The 17,249-nt window shown below is 35.0% G+C and carries 13 protein-coding genes and 1 pseudogene; 2 read left to right on the top strand and 12 right to left on the bottom strand.

Annotated features, from left to right (window positions below; translation table 11 throughout):
• Positions 1-39 precede the first annotated feature (39 nt).
• A complete protein-coding gene (locus tag LBV24_RS03755) occupies positions 40-5,022 on the top strand; it encodes an immunoglobulin-like domain-containing protein (RefSeq protein ID WP_224477260.1) in 4,983 nt (1,660 codons plus the stop codon).
• A gap of 47 nt (positions 5,023-5,069) precedes the next feature.
• On the opposite strand, the gene LBV24_RS03750 is transcribed toward LBV24_RS03755, so the two are convergent.
• The 12 genes and pseudogenes from LBV24_RS03750 to hemA form a co-directional block, all read right to left on the bottom strand.
• A complete protein-coding gene (locus tag LBV24_RS03750; RefSeq protein WP_224477259.1) occupies positions 5,070-5,783 on the bottom strand; it encodes a 3'-5' exonuclease in 714 nt (237 codons plus the stop codon).
• Entirely contained in the window at positions 5,780-6,934 is a 1,155-nt protein-coding gene (locus LBV24_RS03745) for a serine hydrolase domain-containing protein (RefSeq protein WP_224477258.1), read from the bottom strand. Before LBV24_RS03745 ends, LBV24_RS03750 begins: the two co-directional genes overlap by 4 nt.
• Before the next feature lie 18 nt (positions 6,935-6,952).
• Entirely contained in the window at positions 6,953-7,468 is a 516-nt protein-coding gene (locus LBV24_RS03740) for a PaaI family thioesterase (RefSeq protein ID WP_224477257.1), read from the bottom strand.
• Positions 7,468-7,937, bottom strand: a pseudogene (locus LBV24_RS03735) (methylated-DNA--[protein]-cysteine S-methyltransferase). The gene LBV24_RS03740 and the pseudogene LBV24_RS03735 overlap by 1 nt, the downstream one beginning before the upstream one ends.
• Positions 7,937-9,055 carry a CNNM domain-containing protein gene (locus LBV24_RS03730; protein ID WP_224477256.1) on the bottom strand — a complete coding sequence of 373 codons (1,119 nt, stop codon included), beginning with the start codon at positions 9,053-9,055 and terminating at the stop codon, positions 7,937-7,939. Before LBV24_RS03730 ends, LBV24_RS03735 begins: the two are co-directional and overlap by 1 nt.
• A 29-nt stretch (positions 9,056-9,084) precedes the next feature.
• Positions 9,085-10,074, bottom strand: a complete 990-nt coding sequence (gene hemB / locus LBV24_RS03725) for a porphobilinogen synthase (RefSeq protein WP_224477255.1) — start codon at positions 10,072-10,074, stop codon at positions 9,085-9,087.
• A gap of 2 nt (positions 10,075-10,076) precedes the next feature.
• Positions 10,077-10,979, bottom strand: coding sequence for an oxygen-dependent coproporphyrinogen oxidase (gene hemF, locus LBV24_RS03720; protein WP_224477254.1), 903 nt, complete (start codon positions 10,977-10,979; stop codon positions 10,077-10,079).
• Positions 10,980-10,982: 3 nt separating this feature from the next.
• Entirely contained in the window at positions 10,983-11,519 is a 537-nt protein-coding gene (locus LBV24_RS03715) for a GNAT family N-acetyltransferase (protein WP_224477253.1), read from the bottom strand.
• Complete coding sequence (locus LBV24_RS03710) at positions 11,516-12,286, bottom strand: EI24 domain-containing protein (RefSeq protein WP_224477252.1); 771 nt, start codon at positions 12,284-12,286, stop codon at positions 11,516-11,518. The genes LBV24_RS03715 and LBV24_RS03710 overlap by 4 nt, the downstream gene beginning before the upstream one ends.
• Positions 12,279-13,304 carry a uroporphyrinogen decarboxylase gene (gene hemE / locus LBV24_RS03705; RefSeq protein WP_224477251.1) on the bottom strand — a complete coding sequence of 342 codons (1,026 nt, stop codon included), beginning with the start codon at positions 13,302-13,304 and terminating at the stop codon, positions 12,279-12,281. Before hemE ends, LBV24_RS03710 begins: the two co-directional genes overlap by 8 nt.
• Positions 13,305-13,309: 5 nt before the next feature.
• Positions 13,310-14,884, bottom strand: coding sequence for a hydroxymethylbilane synthase (gene hemC, locus LBV24_RS03700; RefSeq protein WP_224477250.1), 1,575 nt, complete (start codon positions 14,882-14,884; stop codon positions 13,310-13,312).
• Positions 14,877-16,127 (bottom strand): glutamyl-tRNA reductase, encoded by a 1,251-nt coding sequence (hemA, locus tag LBV24_RS03695; RefSeq protein ID WP_224477249.1) that lies wholly within the window; start codon positions 16,125-16,127, stop codon positions 14,877-14,879. Before hemA ends, hemC begins: the two co-directional genes overlap by 8 nt.
• A 200-nt stretch (positions 16,128-16,327) precedes the next feature.
• Between hemA and LBV24_RS03690 the strand changes: the two genes are divergently transcribed.
• Positions 16,328-17,239, top strand: coding sequence for a helix-turn-helix transcriptional regulator (locus LBV24_RS03690; protein ID WP_224477248.1), 912 nt, complete (start codon positions 16,328-16,330; stop codon positions 17,237-17,239).
• Positions 17,240-17,249: the final 10 nt, after the last annotated feature.

Genomic DNA, 17,249 nt, shown 5'->3' with positions numbered 1-17,249 from the left:
AACGGAATGCTATTAATAAATTTATAAACCCTAACCATTATGAAAGTAAAATTACTTTTATTCATCTTCGCGATGAGTACCTCCCTCGTGTGGTCACAATCAAAGGTGTTTTGGCAACAACAGAATTTAAGCTCAAACACGATCACAAAATCAAGTCATCAATCATTAAAATCTTATCAAACTTTTAGTTTAGATGCTCAGTCCTTAAGGCAAGCATTGGTTAATGCACCAGATAGGAATTATTCTCGTAATAGTTCAAATGTTGTATTATCCTTTCCAAATTCTGAAGGCAAATTAGAGCGATTTGCAATCATGGAGGCCTCAGTTATGGATCCTGATTTACAGTCAAGATATCCTGATATAAGGTCTTATGTAGGTCAAGGAGTTGATGACGCATCATCAAGGATACGATTTAGCCTTACACCACAAGGATTTAATGGTATGATCTTGTCAGGTAACGGTCCAAGTACCTTTATTGAACCTGTAGATCGTAACTCAAACAACTATATCGTTTTTAATAGACGAAATAGAATTGATTTTAATAATGATTTTGAATGCCAAGTAACAGAACGTCTAAATAACTCTATAAGTTCTGGTGCAGTAATGAAAAATGCAGACGATTCCATTTTAAGAACATATAGATTGGTGGTTTCAGCTACTGGAGAGTATACCCAATATCATGGTGGGACAAAAGCGCAAGCGCTTGCGGCAATTAATACTACTATGACTCGTGTAAATGGGATCTATGAGACTGATTTTAATGTCACTATGGTTTTAATTGCAAATACTGATGATGTTATTTATACCAGCACTTCAAGTGATCCCTATGGAAATACTACTAGTAACTATAATTCTCAACTACAAAATACTTTAACAAGTGTTATAGGAGAAGCTAACTATGATATAGGTCACTTATTTGCAAACCTTCAAAATAATGGTAATGCGGGTTGTATAGGTTGTGTATGTGTTAATGGTCAAAAGGGTAGTGGATGGACTTCTTTAACGACTCCCGAGGGAGATCCTTTTGATGTTGATTATGTAGCACATGAAATGGGCCACCAATTTGGTGGAAACCATACGTTTACTTTCAGCAATGAGGGAACTGGTGCTCAAATGGAGCCAGGTAGTGGTTCGACCATAATGGGTTATGCAGGTATTACAGGCGCAACTGATGTACAATCTAATAGTGACCCTTATTTCCATGCTGCTTCAGTACAACAAATAACAGATTATATCAAAACAACGTCTTGTCAAACAAATACCAATACAGGTAATGCTGTCCCTGTTGTAAATGCAGGACCTAATCATACTATTCCAGCTGGGACACCCTTTGTATTAGATGGAAGCGCCACAGATGCAGATACAGGTGACGTACTCACATATTGTTGGGAACAATTTGATGTTGGTTCACCTACCACAACAAACCCTAGCGTGAATAACACATCAGGTACTGCTTTTAGATCTTTTAATCCAACAACAGATACAAAACGTTATTTCCCAAGATTATCGACTGTGAAAACAGGAGCTACGTCTTGGCAATGGGAAGCTGTACCAAATGTTTCAAGAAGTTTAACATTCCGACTTACAGTTAGAGATAACCAAGCTGGAGGTGGAACAAATAATAGCGATGATGTGGTAGTTTCAGTAACTGCAAACGCTGGCCCATTTGTTCTTAACTCACCAAATACTAATGTAACATGGGATGCTGGAACAACCAAAACCGTGACATGGGATGTTGCCGGAACAACCGGTAATGGCGTAAATGCGGCTAATGTTGATATATTTTTATCAACAGATGGAGGTGACACATATCCTATTGCACTTGCTACAGGAGTACCAAACGATGGTTCTCATGATATTGTAGTTCCTAACAATCAAGGGAATCAGAACAGAGTTATGGTAAAAGGTGCAAATAATATCTTTTTCGATATTTCTAACACCAACTTTACAATTGGTCCACCAGTTGTCTGTAATGCAACCGTACCTACCGGATTAGCAGCATCAAATGTTGCAACTACAACAGCTACGTTAAGTTGGGATGCTGTACCTGGTGCAAGTTATGATTTAAGGTATAGAGAAGTAGGGACATCTACTTGGACTACTGAATCAGTTACAGGAATCTCTTCTTCATTATCAGGTCTGACTGCATTGACACAATATGAAGCTCAAGTAAGAAGTACATGTACTGGTGGAGCAACTTCAGCTTACAGTGGTTTAGTAAATTTCACTACTACAGACGTACAATTGAATTACTGTAACTCGGCAAGTACAAATACAAATGATGAATATATTAGTCGTGTACAATTGAACACAATTGATAATTCGTCCGGACCTCAATTCTATTCAGATTTTACAAATATATCAACCACACTCACAAAAGATACTCAATATACTATTACCATAACACCAACATGGACAGGAACAGTGTATAACGAAGCTTATGGTGTATGGATTGATTATAATAGAGATGGAGATTTTACTGATGCTGGTGAGCAAGTATTTACTCAAGGTAATACGCAAGCCAATTCTGTTAGTGGAAGTTTTACTGTACCATCGGGTGCTGTAGAAAATTCCACAAGAATGCGTGTAACAATGCGTTATAATCAAGTACCAGGTCCTTGTGATAGTTTCACTTATGGTGAAGTTGAAGATTATACAATAATTATTGAAGGTAATGGACCAGATACAGAGGCACCTGTTATTACTTTAAATGGTTCTTCTAATGTTAATTTAAATGTTGGTGATACTTATACGGAATTGGGTGCAACGGCTACTGATAATGTAGATGGTGACTTAACATCGAGTATTGTAATTGGCGGCGATACTGTTAATACCAATATTGCAGGTACTTATGTTGTTACCTATAATGTAAGTGACGCCGCTGGTAATGCGGCTACAGAAGTTACAAGAACAGTTAATGTGATTGCAGATACGACGCCACCAGTAATTACATTAATTGGAGCATCAACAATAAATTTAGAATTAGGTGATTCTTATACGGATCAAGGTGCTACTGCATCAGATAATGTAGATGGTGACCTAACCTCAAGTATTGTTGTAGGCGGTGATACAGTAGACACCAACATTGTTGGATCTTATGTAATTACATATAATGTAAGTGATGTTGCTGGAAATGCTGCAACAGAAGTTACTAGAACGGTTAATGTTAATCCAGATACCACACCACCTGTAATTACTTTAATAGGAGCAAATCCAATAAATTTAAATATTGGCGATACGTATACAGAACAAGGAGCTACAGCTACTGATAATTTAGACGGAGATATTAGTGCAAATATTGTAATTACAGGAACTGTTAATACAGCAGTGGCAGGTACATATTTTGTAAATTATAATGTAAGTGACTCTTCAGGAAACGCGGCTACTCAAGTTACTAGAACAGTTAATGTAGCTGCAGATACAACACCACCAGTCATTAATTTGGTAGGCGCTTCAACTATTAACTTATTAGTAGGTGACACTTATACTGAGCAAGGTGCCACAGCTACAGATAATATTGATGGAGATTTAACATCTAGTATTGTTATTACAGGTAGTGTGGATACAAACACAGCTGGAACTTATCAAATTGCTTATAACGTAAGCGATAATGCTGGCAACGCTGCAACTGAAGTTATAAGAACTGTGAATGTTTCTGAACCATCTACAGGATGTTCAGGAGGTATCACTACTTATCCATATACAGAAGGATTTGAAGGTTCGATAGGTGCTTGGACACAATCTACTGCAGATGATTTGAATTGGACTGTTGACGCAGGAGGAACACCTTCTACTGGCACAGGGCCTTCAAGTGCAGTTGAAGGTTCAGATTATATTTATGTTGAAGCTTCAGGCAATGGAACAGGATATCCTAATAAGAGAGCAATAATTACATCACCATGTTTTGATTTGGGAGCTTTAACTACTCCGGAGTTTAATTTCAGTTACCATATGTTTGGTGCCGCTGATATGGGCTCTATAGCACTTGAAGTTTCTGATGATGATGGTGCAAACTGGACGACACTTTGGAGTCAAACAGGGAATCAAGGAAACCAGTGGTTGGATGTAAGTATTGATTTAACTACATATGCTGGCGGTAATATTCAATTAAGATTTAATCGTTTTGTAGGTAGTACTTGGCAAGCAGATATTGCTATTGACGATGTAGAACTATTAGAACCTGTTGCACCAACTTGTAATGACGGAATCCAAAATGGAGATGAAACAGGAGTTGATTGTGGTGGTTCTTCATGTGCACCATGTAGTACTTCAGACGTTGTGTTAAATGAAGGTTACTTTGAAACCGGATGGGATAACTGGATAGATGGTGGTAGTGATTGTGCAAGACGTCTTGATGCAGCAAGATCTTATGAAGGACAATACTCTATTAGAATTAGAGATAATTCGGGAGTAGCCTCAGCAATGTCGCTAAACAATATAGATGTAACGCCATATACATCAGTGGAAGTAGATTTCTATTTCTATGTTTTAAGTATGGAAAATGGGGAGGACTTCTGGTTAAGATTCTTTGATGGGTCTACTTGGAGTACTGTGCAAACTTGGACGAGAGGTGTTGACATTAACAATAACACCTTCTACAATGCTACTGTTACCATAACACCAGCACAGTATAATTTTGCCGTAAATTCAGGATTTAGATTCCAAAATGATGCATCTGGTAATAACGATCAGATTTTCATAGATCAAGTCACTATTACAGGTATTTCAAGTGGTTCAAGAGGTCAAAAAGATAAACTTGACATTGTTGGATATGGAGAACCAGAAGAATTATCTGAATTTGAAATCTCAATTTATCCTAACCCAGTTAAGGGGAACATAATGAATGTTGAAGTTTCTGGAGTAGAGACCTTTGGTTATTCAATTATTGATATAGTTGGCAAGACAGTGCTTAAAGGTAAGTCCGATGGTTCAATAAATGTTTCGAAATTAGATGGAGGTGTATATTTCATTAAAGTTAATGACGGTGATGAAATAATAACAAAGAAGTTTATTAAGAACTAATAAATAATAATCCAATAAAAAACCCAGAAGATTCACTTCTGGGTTTTTTATATATGTTTTATTTCATTTTCATGAAGTAGTTCATCACCTCTAAGCCTTAATAAGATTTGAGCTACTGCAACAGTATCTTTCTCACAGTATTTTATAATTCTATCTATATTTTCTTCTTGGTAATAAACACGATAGACTTCACTACCATCAATATCATCCTTTGGAGAAGGAATGCCTAAAACATTGGTTAAAAGCTTAAGAGAGGTATAAGTTTTATAATCACCAAATTTCCACAACTCAAGTGTATCTAAATGAGGTACTTCCCATGGTTTTTTGCCGAACAAGTTAAGTTTGTATGGCAATTCTATATTATGAATTATCATACGGCGTGCTATATATGGAAAATCGAATTCTTTACCATTATGAGCACATAGCAGATGTTTATTTTGACTAAAATGTGAAATTACCAGATCTTTAAAATCCTTCAATATTTTTATTTCATCATCATAAAATGAAGTTACTCTAAATGTCCTAATTTCACCTTCTAGTTTAAAATACCCAACAGATATACAAATGATTTTACCAAATTCAGCCCATATACCAGCCCTATCATAGAATTCCTCTGCTGTATATTCTTCTTTTCGTTGATATCGTGACTTAGTTTCCCATAACTCTTGTTTTGTTGGATCTAAATCAGCGTAGTTTTCAGTCTCAGGAACTGTTTCAATATCTAGGAATAATATGTTTTCTAGATTTAGTTTACTAATCATAAATCAAGCATTTTATAAGCTTCCTCTATGTATAATGTAATGTCTTTAGTAAACTGACCAATACCACTATCTGGTGACTTTTGATGACCTAATCTAACAATAATGATATTATCTTCAGGCTGTACAATAACATATTGTCCTAAATGCCCTCTCATCATTTTAAAGTTTTTACCATTTACATCTTTAAGCCACCAACCATAACCATACTCTGGACTTTCCGAAAATCTTGGTGTAATTGATTTTACTACAAAACTAGAATCTAAGATTTGTTGGCCATTCCATTTCCCATGGTCTTTGTAAAGCTTACCAAAACGCGCAAAATCTTTTGCATTACCAGCTATGCAACAATAGGCTTTTACTAAATCATGATCCTCACTATCTACTTGCCATAGCACATCATTCTCACTACCTAGAGGTTTCCAAAAGCTCTCTTCTAAATAATTATAAAGTTTTTTACCAGTAGCCTCTTCAATTACCATTGCAAGCATCTGGGTGTCACCACTTGCATATTTAAAGGCTTTACCAGGTTCTTTTTCCATTTTTAAACCATTCATTACCTTGGCCAGATCATCATCGAAATAAGCGCGTGTTGTAATAGATAATGGCGAGTAATAGGCTTCGTCCCAATTAGTGCCAGAGGCCATGCTAGATAAATCACCAACGGTCATCTTTGCCGCATCACCCTCACAAAAAGCAGGAAGGAAATCGCAAACAGGCTGATCCAAGCTTATTATATAACCATCTTGAATCGCTTTACCCATTAAACCAGAGACATAACTTTTTGCCATAGAAAATGAATTGGATTTAGAATCTTCGCCAAAACCATCATAATATTCTTCAAACCATATGCTATCATTTTTTATGATTACATAAGCAATTGTTCCCCAATCTTTATTAGCATTTATAAGCCTTTTAGTTGGTTTGGCACTGTTGTAATCCTTGTGATTTGACCATGGTTGGGGATTATCGCTTGCTTCAATTTTTTGATTATCAAAATGTTTGTAATCTTCTAAATAGGCAGTTGTATGGCCTCTCATGTATATAGTACGGACTGCTTTTAAAAGATAATCCGTATCAGTGATATAGAGTAGCCCAACGACAACAACTAAAAGTATAAGTAAGAATTTAAGAGACTTTTTTAGAAATTTCATGTTTGAAAAAGCTTAGAGTTATTGTTTTCGACTTTTAAGTTTTTTCTTATAAAAGTCTTTGTCTGCAATGTATAGGGTTTTATTGAATGTTGCAATTATATTCTTTTCGGCATCTACTAAACTCATAGTTTTAGTGAGATCCATTTGATTTTTTTCATGTACAGTTTTTTTGATGCTATCAATCTCCTCTTTGGTAAATATAAATTCACCGTAAATAGTTCCTTTGCCAGGTTTTTTATATTTAGCATCAACAGCTTTGTCCCAAACAATATATTGATCACCAAGTATTTGCAATAGTTGAATCATATAAATTGGGTCTGTTGCTGCCAACATGCTTCCACCAAACATGGTACCTGCATAATTGCGGTTTTTCCAATTTAATTTGAGTCTTATTTTTATATATAACAAATCTTCACTCACGTCTACAATTTTAGCCGTGGTTCGTCTATACATGGGTGACCAATTGAACCCGTATTTATATATCGTAGATACTTTAAAGTACTTTTTTAAAAGTTCTGTTCCAGACTTATACATTAAAATAAACTTTGCTGTTTGTTGTTACTCTCATGGTTTATGAGCCATTGTTTTTATAGAGACCTCCTGCATACCCTGTTAAACTTCCATCAGATCCAATGACTCTGTGGCATGGAATGATTATCCAAAGCGGATTTTTCCCATTTGCATTTGCAATAGCTCTGATAGCTTTAACATCGCCTAGCTGTTTTGATAATTCTAAGTAAGAAATAGTCTTGCCATAGGGTATGGTTTGAAGCTGTTTCCATACTGATTTTTGAAATACTGTTCCTTTTGGATTAAGATTTAAATTGAAAGATTTTAAATCTTCGTTAAAATAAGCCCTCAGTTGAGTTACACAATCTAATAATTCTTCTGGGATACTATCTGATTTTACTTTTTGTGAAGTTAACATAACAGAAGAAATTCCATTTTTATCACCAATAATATTGGCAAAACCAATTGGTGTTTCAATAATACAGCTAGGCATTATTTTTTTAAATTATCATTTTCAATTAGCCCAAGACGTTTCGCTCTTGTCTCCCAACTTTTTCTAGCCAGTAATTGAAGGTCAGATACATTGTCACTCTCATCCATAATTTCAAGACCGAGAAGTGTTTCAATGACGTCTTCCATGGTAACCAAACCACTTACAGAGCCATATTCGTCTACGACAAGCGCCATATGGTTTCTGCTTTCAACTAGCTGTTCAAACAACGTAGGAATAGGCATACTTCGATTAACTATGATTATATTCCTCTTAATTTCCGATAAAGGTTTAGTGCCATTTCCTAAGGCCATTTCTTTAAACACCTCATCTTTTAAAACCAAACCTGTAATATTATCTGCTTCTTCTGTATAAACAGGAATTCTAGAAAATCTAATATTCTGATTTACTTCAAAGAATGCTTCTATACTCGTACTTTCATTTTCGGTTTTCATAACCGTTCTAGGCGTCATTACGTCCTTAGCACGCACCTCCTTAAACGTCAATAAATTTTTAATTACTTTACTTTCACTTTCCTCAAAAACACCTTCTTCTTGTGCAATATCAGCCATAGCAACAAATCCTTCTCTACTTAAAACACTCCCATGACCCTTACCTCCAATTAATTTAGTTGTTAATTGTAGCAACCATAAAATCCCAGTCCACTTCAGTGGAAAAATTAAAACATTTAAAGCTTTGGATGTGAAATTGGCAAGTTGTTTCCAATAAGTGGCACCAATGGTTTTTGGAATAATTTCAGAAGCTACTAGTATTAAAATAGTCATCACAGTAGATACTACTCCAACCATGACATCTTCTGTAAATTCTATTCCCAGAATACTTCTTGTTGTTGTACCATATAATTCCGCATAAGCTACTTTTGCTTGTACACCTACTAAAATAGCACCAACGGTATGCGCAATAGTATTTAAAGTTAAAATTGCAATTAAAGGTCGATCTACATCTTTTTTTAATTCTTCTAAAGAATCTGCATATGCTTTACCCTCTTTCTTTTTTACATTAATAAAGGTCGGTGTAATACTTAAAAGCACAGCCTCTAATATGGAGCATAAGAATGAAAAGAAAATAGAAATTATGGCGTAAAATATAAGTAAGCCCATTAAGGTATAGTCATTTAGTTGGTGCTAATTTACGAAATCAATTTTACTACATCTTTTGCAAAATAACTTGCTACAATATCTGCTCCTGCACGTTTAATAGATGTGACTTGCTCTAGCATAACACTATCATGATCTAACCATCCTTTTTCTGAAGCTGCTTTTAACATGGCGTATTCACCCGAAACTTGATAAACTGCAATTGGTATGTCGAACGAATTTCTGATATCTCTCACAATATCTAAATAGCACAAACCTGGTTTCACCATCACGATATCAGCACCTTCGTTTATGTCCATTTCAGTCTCTCTGATTGCCTCATCTCTGTTGGCAAAATCCATTTGATAAGTTTTCTTGTCTTTTGGGATATTTTGAAGATCAACAGGTGCTGAATCCAAAGCGTCTCTAAATGGGCCATAAAATGATGATGCATATTTGGCAGAGTAACTCATTATGCCAACATCAATAAAGTTTGATTGGTCTAGCCCTTCACGTATTCCGAGGATACGACCATCCATCATATCACTTGGTGCCACAAAATCAGCTCCAGCTTCGGCATGTGAAATACTCATTTCCGCTAAAACTTCTACAGTGGCATCGTTTACAATTTTTCCATGTTCAATAATACCATCATGGCCATAGGAAGAAAAAGGATCGAGAGCTACATCTGTCATCACCAACATGTCTGGGCAAACTGACTTTACGGTTTTTATAGCTCGTTGCATTAAGCCATTTGGATTTAACGCTTCAGTTCCTTTGTTGTCTTTTAAAGCGTCGTCAACTTTAACAAAAAGCAATACGGATTTTAATCCCAAGCTCCATAATGTTTTTATTTCATCTTGCAACAGATCTAAACTATATCGATAGTAATTTGGCATGGACGCAATTTCTTCTTTTATTCCTTGACCTTCAACCACAAACAATGGAACTAAAAAATCATTGGGCGAGATAATGGTTTCTCTAACTAGACTTCTGATAGCCTCAGTTGTTCTTAACCTTCTATTTCTTCTAATTGGAAACATAATTATATCCAGTTTTTAGGTTCTTGCAATACCTTAATTAATTTTTCTTCTTCACTTCCTTCAGCAGGATGGTGATCATAAACCCACTGCACATGCGGTGGTAAACTCATAAGTATACTTTCAATGCGACCATTGGTTTTTAAACCAAACAAGGTGCCTTTATCGTGGACTAAATTAAACTCAACATAGCGACCACGTCTTATTTCTTGCCAATTACGTTGTTCTTTGGAATAATCAAGTTCCTTTCGTTTTTCTACAATTGGCACATAGGCTTCAAGGAAACTATCTCCAACATCAGTTACAAAATCATACCAATTTTGCATGGCCATTGATTCTGACTTTTTGCAATAGTCGAAGAACAAACCACCTATACCACGTGCTTCACTACGATGCGAGTTGTAAAAGTATTCATCGCAACGTTTCTTGTATTTCGGGTAGAATTCTAAGCTATGTTTATCGCATACTGATTTACATACATTATGAAAATGCCTACCATCTTCTTCAAACAAATAATATGGTGTTAAATCTTGACCACCTCCAAACCATTGATCTACAATTTCTCCATTTTTGTTGTACATTTCAAAATACCTCCAATTAGCATGCACCGTTGGAACCATTGGATTTTTAGGATGCAGAACTAAACTAAGTCCACAGGCAAAAAAATCAGCATCTTCAACCCCAAAATAGGCTTGCATGCTGTCTGGCAGTTTTCCGTGTACGCCAGAAATATTCACACCGCCTTTTTCGAAGACATTACCGTTTTGGATTACACGTGTTCGTCCACCACCACCTTCTGGTCGTTTCCAAATATCTTCTTGAAAAGTCGCTTTACCGTCAATTGCCTCAAGTTTTGAGGTAATCGTATCTTGTAATTCATGTATGTAATTGAAAAATTTATCCTTCAAAACCTAGTTTTTATATAATTCATACAACTCCATATCTAATGGCGATTCTCCAGGAGGAGTAAACCCATTTAAAAGTGTTTTTTGCCATTTAAAATCATTATTTAAGGCTACATCTATACTTGATTGGTTGTCTTTATTTGCTATAATTTGTAAGGTTTCAAGTTGAAGTTCATTTAATGCATATTCGTTTAAAACCTTTATAGCTTTTGTAATTAGCCCATTGCCTTTAAAGGGATAACCTATACAATATGCATATTCTCCTTGCTTGGTTTCCCAGTTTAATTCTTTGAGGTAAATTAAGCCAGCTAACGCTCTTGTTTCTGATTCTTTGATCGTAAACAGAAATTCTTCTCTATTTTGAAACTGTTTAACTTTTTTCTCAACAAAAATTTGAGATAAAGTCGGTGTTAGATTTTGCTCCAAAGTTTTTGGAAAGTAACGTTTAAGACGGTCTGTATTCGCAATGATGAAATTGCAAATTTTCCATGCGTCACCTTCATGGACTGGGTTAATTTCAAAACCATCAAATTGTGCTGTCATAAAGCTTTAATTTCTGAATTATTCAGCCTTCCTTCTTCCTTGAGCAAGGTGACAGTTTTAAGTGATGCCGCTGTTACACTTAAAGGTAAAACCAGAATTATACCAACAACAGGCACCAATAACAATAGGATGAATACTATTCCGTTACCAATAGCAATTCCTCGATATTTTCTAACAAACTGAACACTTTCACCATATTTAAAATGACGTTCTAGGGTATAGTCCATATTACCGAAACCAGCATAATAAGCTTGCACTAAAAATAAAAGAACTGTTGAGAAAATATTAATTACTGGAATAAACTTTAACATTAGGATTGGGATTGTAATCAACAACTCTTTTCCTAGATTTCTCAGGTTAATTCTGATACCTCTCCATAATTGTTGTCCGAAAGTTGTGTTGCGGTGTTGATGCTTTTCAATTCCTGTTAGGTGTGTTTCAATTTTTTCTGAAACGGGACTCATAAATGGTGCAGAGAGCGCCATAATTATATGTTTATACAGAATCAAACCGATAGCAATTATCACTATAGCTCCAATAAATGTCGATATAGAAGTAAATGTTTCTTTACCAAAGTCCCATGGCCAAATACTTGAAATAAATCTACCAATATTATCCGATAGACCATATGCAGTAACTCCAATTGTAAGTGCAGTTACAATGCTTATAACAATTGGAATAGCAAAGTACTTCCATAATTTCAATTTAGAAATTAGTGCAAATGTGCCTGAGTAAGCTTCTAATCCTTTTAGAATGTTTTTAAACATGATATTCTTTCACTGCGTCAATAAATGCCTTGGCATTATCCAATGGAATATTAGGTAATATACCGTGACCTAAATTTACAATGTATTTGTCTTTACCAAATTCGTTAATCATTTGGTGAACCATTTTCTTTATTTCAGAAGGCGGAGAAAATAATCTTGTGGGATCAAAATTGCCTTGTAGTGTTATGTTGCCACCTGTTAAATAGCGTGCATTTCTAGCAGAACAAGTCCAGTCTATTCCCAATGCTGACGCATTGGATTTTGCCATTTCTCCAAGAGCAAACCAACACCCTTTACCAAAAGCAATAACAGGAGCGTCATCCTTCAACGCCTCTATAATTTGATTAATGTACTGCCATGAGAATTCTTGATAATCAACTGGAGATAACATGCCACCCCAAGAATCGAAAATCTGTACCGCATCACATCCTGCCTTTACTTTTGCCTTTAGATATGCAATTGTTGTATCAGTAATTTTTTGTAACAGTTGATGTGCCACTATAGGATTGGTAAAACAAAATTCTTTGGCCTTATCAAAATTTTTACTGCCCTGTCCTTGTACGCAATAGCATAAAATGGTCCAAGGTGATCCGGCAAAGCCAATTAAAGGAATCTCGTTATTCAATAATTCCTTGGTAGCCTTAATGGCTTGCATCACGTAGTCTAATTCTACATTTACATCCGGAATAATGACATAGTCTACGTCTTTTTGATTACGAACAGGATTTGGTAAATATGGACCAAAATTTGGTTTCATTTCTACCTCTATGTTCATGGCTTGAGGAATAACCAAAATATCGCTAAATAAAATTGCCGCATCCATACCATATCTCCTTATAGGCTGAACAGTAATCTCACTTGCAAGCTCTGGTGTTCTACATCTTGTAAAGAAGTCATATTTAGCCTTTATCTCCATGAATTCAGGCAAATAACGCCCTGCTTGACGCATCATCCATACAGGAGGACGTTCAACAGTTTCACCTTTTAATGCTCTTAGATATAAATCGTTCTTAATCATAGTTATTAAACATAATTTTCATTCACCAGCTCAATCACACTTTCTACAGTAGGGACTTTCGCTATTCTCACATCTTCAAAAAATTGATTTGCTACTTTGGCTGTAGTTTCACCGATACAAAATGCTATACCAGAAGCCTTGTTTTGTTTTAAATAGCTTTCAACGGTTGATGGGCTATAAAACATTACTCCATCAAGATTGCTCTCAACCTTATCTGCATTGTATTTCGTTTGATAAGCCTCTACTTCATTAACGGTTATATTATTTTCTACTAAGATATTTGGCAGGTCGTCTAATCTTAAATCACTACAGAAATAAGTGACTTCTGCACCTTCCATATATTCCACAAGGTGTTCGGCTAATTTTTTAGCGTTTGCTTCAATATGCTTTACATTACCTATGCGTTTTTCAATCATTCTCTTTGTGCGTCTTCCAACACAATAGATATTTTTAAATTGAAGTTCTGCAGGTGCAAAATTATGTAGTAGGGCTTCTACACCATTTTTACTGGTAATAATTACATTTTCAATCTCTTTTCTGACTACACTTTTAGGAATACGGTTAAGACTAATTTTTATGGCATCATTACTATCTGCAACAACATTATTATGAAATAACTGCAACTGCCCATCCGTTAATTTTTTAGTAGAGTAGATATTGGTATTTCTGTCACCACGCTGTAATTGATCCATCAACGTTTTACCACCTTTACCAATTATATAGTCGGCACAAAATTCACCAATATCTGAATGCTCACCAAGCGGAACCACTTTTGAGACTTCTATTTTTTTTGAACCGTCTTTACTTAATAAGATTCCTTTGAAATTTACCTCCTCATTTTTAATATATGCTAAAGCACCTATTGGAGCTGTGCATCCGCCTTCAAGTTGTCTTAAGAACTTTCGTTCAATAGTTGTACAAATTTCTGTTTCCTCATGGTTAATTTCAGCGCATATTGTTCGGATTTCCTCATCACTTTCTAAAGCGGTTATCATTACAGCACCTTGGGCTGGTGCCGGAATCATCCAATGAAGATTAATAGCATTTTCAGGCTTAATATTTAGCCTACCTATACCAGCCGCTGCAAATATTGCAGCGTTCCAGTCATTGCTTTCGAGTTTTTCTAATCTAGAGTTAACATTACCACGAAGCCCAACAACGGTATGTGTTGGATATCGATTTAACCATTGTGCACGTCGGCGTAAACTACCTGTGGCAACAATAGCATCCTTAGCAGAAAGAAACTCTTCGTTGTTTTTATAAACAAGTGTATCATTGACATTACCGCGTTTTATAACTGCTGCTTGTACAATTCCTTTTGGTAATTGCGTTGGTACATCTTTTAACGAGTGTACTGCGATATCAATATCTTCATTGAGCATAGCAATATCTAAGGTTTTGGTAAATATGCCTGTAATACCCAGCTCATAAAGTGGTTTGTCTAGAACAATATCTCCAGTTGATTTTATTGGGACTAATACCGTTTTATGACCAAGTTTTTCAAGAAGTGATTGTACGGTTTTAGCTTGCCACATAGCGAGTTTACTATCTCGTGTGCCAATGCGAATTATTTTAGACATTATCGGTAGTTTCTAACTGGAATATTTTTTTGATAAGCTCAATGCTTTCGTCTGATGAACTGTTGTCTTCGCGTAAGTGATGTGCAAACTGATTTGTAATCTTTTGAATGATATTATTTGAAATCAATTCCGCTTGATCTTCATTAAAATCAGCAATTTTTTTGCGTTGAGAATTTAGTTCTGAATTTTTAAGATGTGTCAATTTATGTTTAATTGCCTGTATAGTAGGGACAAATTTTAGAGTATCTAACCAAGCGTTAAATTCTCCCATGATCTCAGAAATAATAGACTCTGCCTGAGGAATATAGGCTTTACGTTTTACTAAAGTATCATCTGTAATCCTTGCTAAATCATCCATGTGAACCAATGATACATTTTGAAGATCTTTCACATCCTCGTTAACGTTTTTTGGAATAGACAAATCCAATATTAATAACGGACGATTTGTAGAAATAAGGTTTTTGAAAACGGTAGGATCTTGTGCACCAGTTGCTACAATTACGATATCAGAATTATTAATTTCTGACTGTAACTCCACATAATCTTTAACAATAAGATTAAATTTTCCCGCAACTTCTTCGGCTTTGGTTTTAGTTCTATTAATTAAAGTTATATGAGAGTTCTTAGTATGCTTAACTAAATTCTCACATGTGTTTCTTCCAATTTTACCTGTACCAAAAAGCAAGATATTTTTGTCAGCAATATCCTGAACATTATTCATGATATATTGAACTGAGGCAAACGAAACTGACGTCGCACCTGATGACAATTCTGTCTCTGTTTTAATCCTTTTACTGGCCTGTATAACCGAATTGATTAGTCGTTCTGTAAATGAATTTAACAATCCTTGTTTTTTTGATTGTCTAGCACTAACCTTTATTTGACTAATTATTTCAAAATCTCCTAGAATTTGACTGTCTAAACCAGAACCCACTCTAAATATATGGTTTATTGCCTCCTTGTTTTTATAAACATAGGCCACTTCTTGAAATTCTTCTACAGTACCCTTGGTGTTTTCACAAAGTAAATGAATAAGCTGATATGGATGCTCCGCAAAACCGTAAAGCTCGGTCCTATTGCATGTAGAAATAACAACAAGACTTTCAATGCCACTATCTTTAGCCTGTAACAACAAATTATTTTTGGCAGTATCACTTAGGCTAAAATGACCACGCACTTCTGCATCAGCTTTTAAATAGCTGAGGCCAATGGTATAAAAATGTGTGCTTTTTTGCTGTTGCATTCGCTCGTTTACCTGACTTGGAAATTAACAAGGCAAAAATAATTTTGTTACTATCAAAAAAATAACGCTAGAGGAACTTTAAATGTCGTTTGTGGGTTTTTAAGTTTCTTTTTTATAAAAATATGATAATTGTCATATTTTTGCCTTGAATAAAGGGTTTTTTGACTTTTTGTTTAGAACGAATCTAAATAATAGGAAAAATGGATTTAAATATTTCGTCTTCAAAAAGTGTCGCTAGAGGTACTTTTGAAGAAACGTTTTTAGAAGATGGTTTTTTTGTACTAATGCATAAAAATGAAAATAACGATGTTGAAATTCTTGAACGCGAGATAGATAGTAGTTATTTACAATTTCATTTTTGCACTAAGGGATTAGCTGTATTTGTTTTTAATCAAGGCAATTACAAATTAAATATCAATGAAGAAACCTCTTTATTACTTTACAATCCTCAGCGAAATTTACCTATACATGTAGAGCTTCAGCCACACTCTTGGATTGTTTCTGCTGTTATTTCTATAGAGAAATTTCACAATTTATTTTCAAAGGATGCTAACTACGTTACTTTTTTAACTGATGAAAACAAGGACAAAAAATATTACAATGATGGCAAAATAAATCCATCGATGGCCGTGGTATTAAATCAAATGATTAGTTATAACCTTAATTCATCTGTAAAGCCATTATATTTTAAAGGTAAAGTGTACGAGTTATTAAGCCATTATTTTAATAGAAGTGAAGATGCAGATGTAGAACAGTGTCCTTTTTTAGTTGATGAAGTCAATGTAGCAAAACTAAAAAGAGCAAAGGACATTGTTGTTTCAAGAATGGCAGAACCACCAACACTAAAAGACTTAGCGACAGAAGTAGATTTAAGCCTTAAAAAATTGAAAGAAGGATTTAAACAAATTTATGGCGATACAGTTTATGGTTTTTTGTTTGATTATAAAATGGAAGTTGCTCGAAAATTACTTGAATCTGGTGAATTCAACGTAAATGAGGTTGGGCTAAAAGTTGGTTATAGTACAGCCAGTCATTTTATTGCAGCGTTTAAAAAGAAATTTGGGACTACACCAAAACGCTATGTCAGTAGCACAAACGGCCAAAAGAATTAATCTATAGAAC

This window comes from Winogradskyella vincentii (genome assembly GCF_020166345.1).
GTDB classification, from domain to species: domain Bacteria; phylum Bacteroidota; class Bacteroidia; order Flavobacteriales; family Flavobacteriaceae; genus Winogradskyella; species Winogradskyella vincentii.
Note: the sequence above shows the minus strand (reverse complement) of the source record. Positions and strands in the feature narration are given on the sequence as shown.

Coding starts and splice junctions, on each gene's coding strand:
- LBV24_RS03755 (WP_224477260.1), top strand. CDS start 40: ATGAAAGTAAAATTACTTTTATTCATCTTCGCGATGAGTACCTCCCTC.
- LBV24_RS03750 (WP_224477259.1), bottom strand. CDS start 5,783: ATGATTAGTAAACTAAATCTAGAAAACATATTATTCCTAGATATTGAA.
- LBV24_RS03745 (WP_224477258.1), bottom strand. CDS start 6,934: ATGAAATTTCTAAAAAAGTCTCTTAAATTCTTACTTATACTTTTAGTT.
- LBV24_RS03740 (WP_224477257.1), bottom strand. CDS start 7,468: ATGTATAAGTCTGGAACAGAACTTTTAAAAAAGTACTTTAAAGTATCT.
- LBV24_RS03730 (WP_224477256.1), bottom strand. CDS start 9,055: ATGGGCTTACTTATATTTTACGCCATAATTTCTATTTTCTTTTCATTC.
- hemB (WP_224477255.1), bottom strand. CDS start 10,074: ATGTTTCCAATTAGAAGAAATAGAAGGTTAAGAACAACTGAGGCTATC.
- LBV24_RS03715 (WP_224477253.1), bottom strand. CDS start 11,519: ATGACAGCACAATTTGATGGTTTTGAAATTAACCCAGTCCATGAAGGT.
- LBV24_RS03710 (WP_224477252.1), bottom strand. CDS start 12,286: ATGTTTAAAAACATTCTAAAAGGATTAGAAGCTTACTCAGGCACATTT.
- hemE (WP_224477251.1), bottom strand. CDS start 13,304: ATGATTAAGAACGATTTATATCTAAGAGCATTAAAAGGTGAAACTGTT.
- hemC (WP_224477250.1), bottom strand. CDS start 14,884: ATGTCTAAAATAATTCGCATTGGCACACGAGATAGTAAACTCGCTATG.
- hemA (WP_224477249.1), bottom strand. CDS start 16,127: ATGCAACAGCAAAAAAGCACACATTTTTATACCATTGGCCTCAGCTAT.
- LBV24_RS03690 (WP_224477248.1), top strand. CDS start 16,328: ATGGATTTAAATATTTCGTCTTCAAAAAGTGTCGCTAGAGGTACTTTT.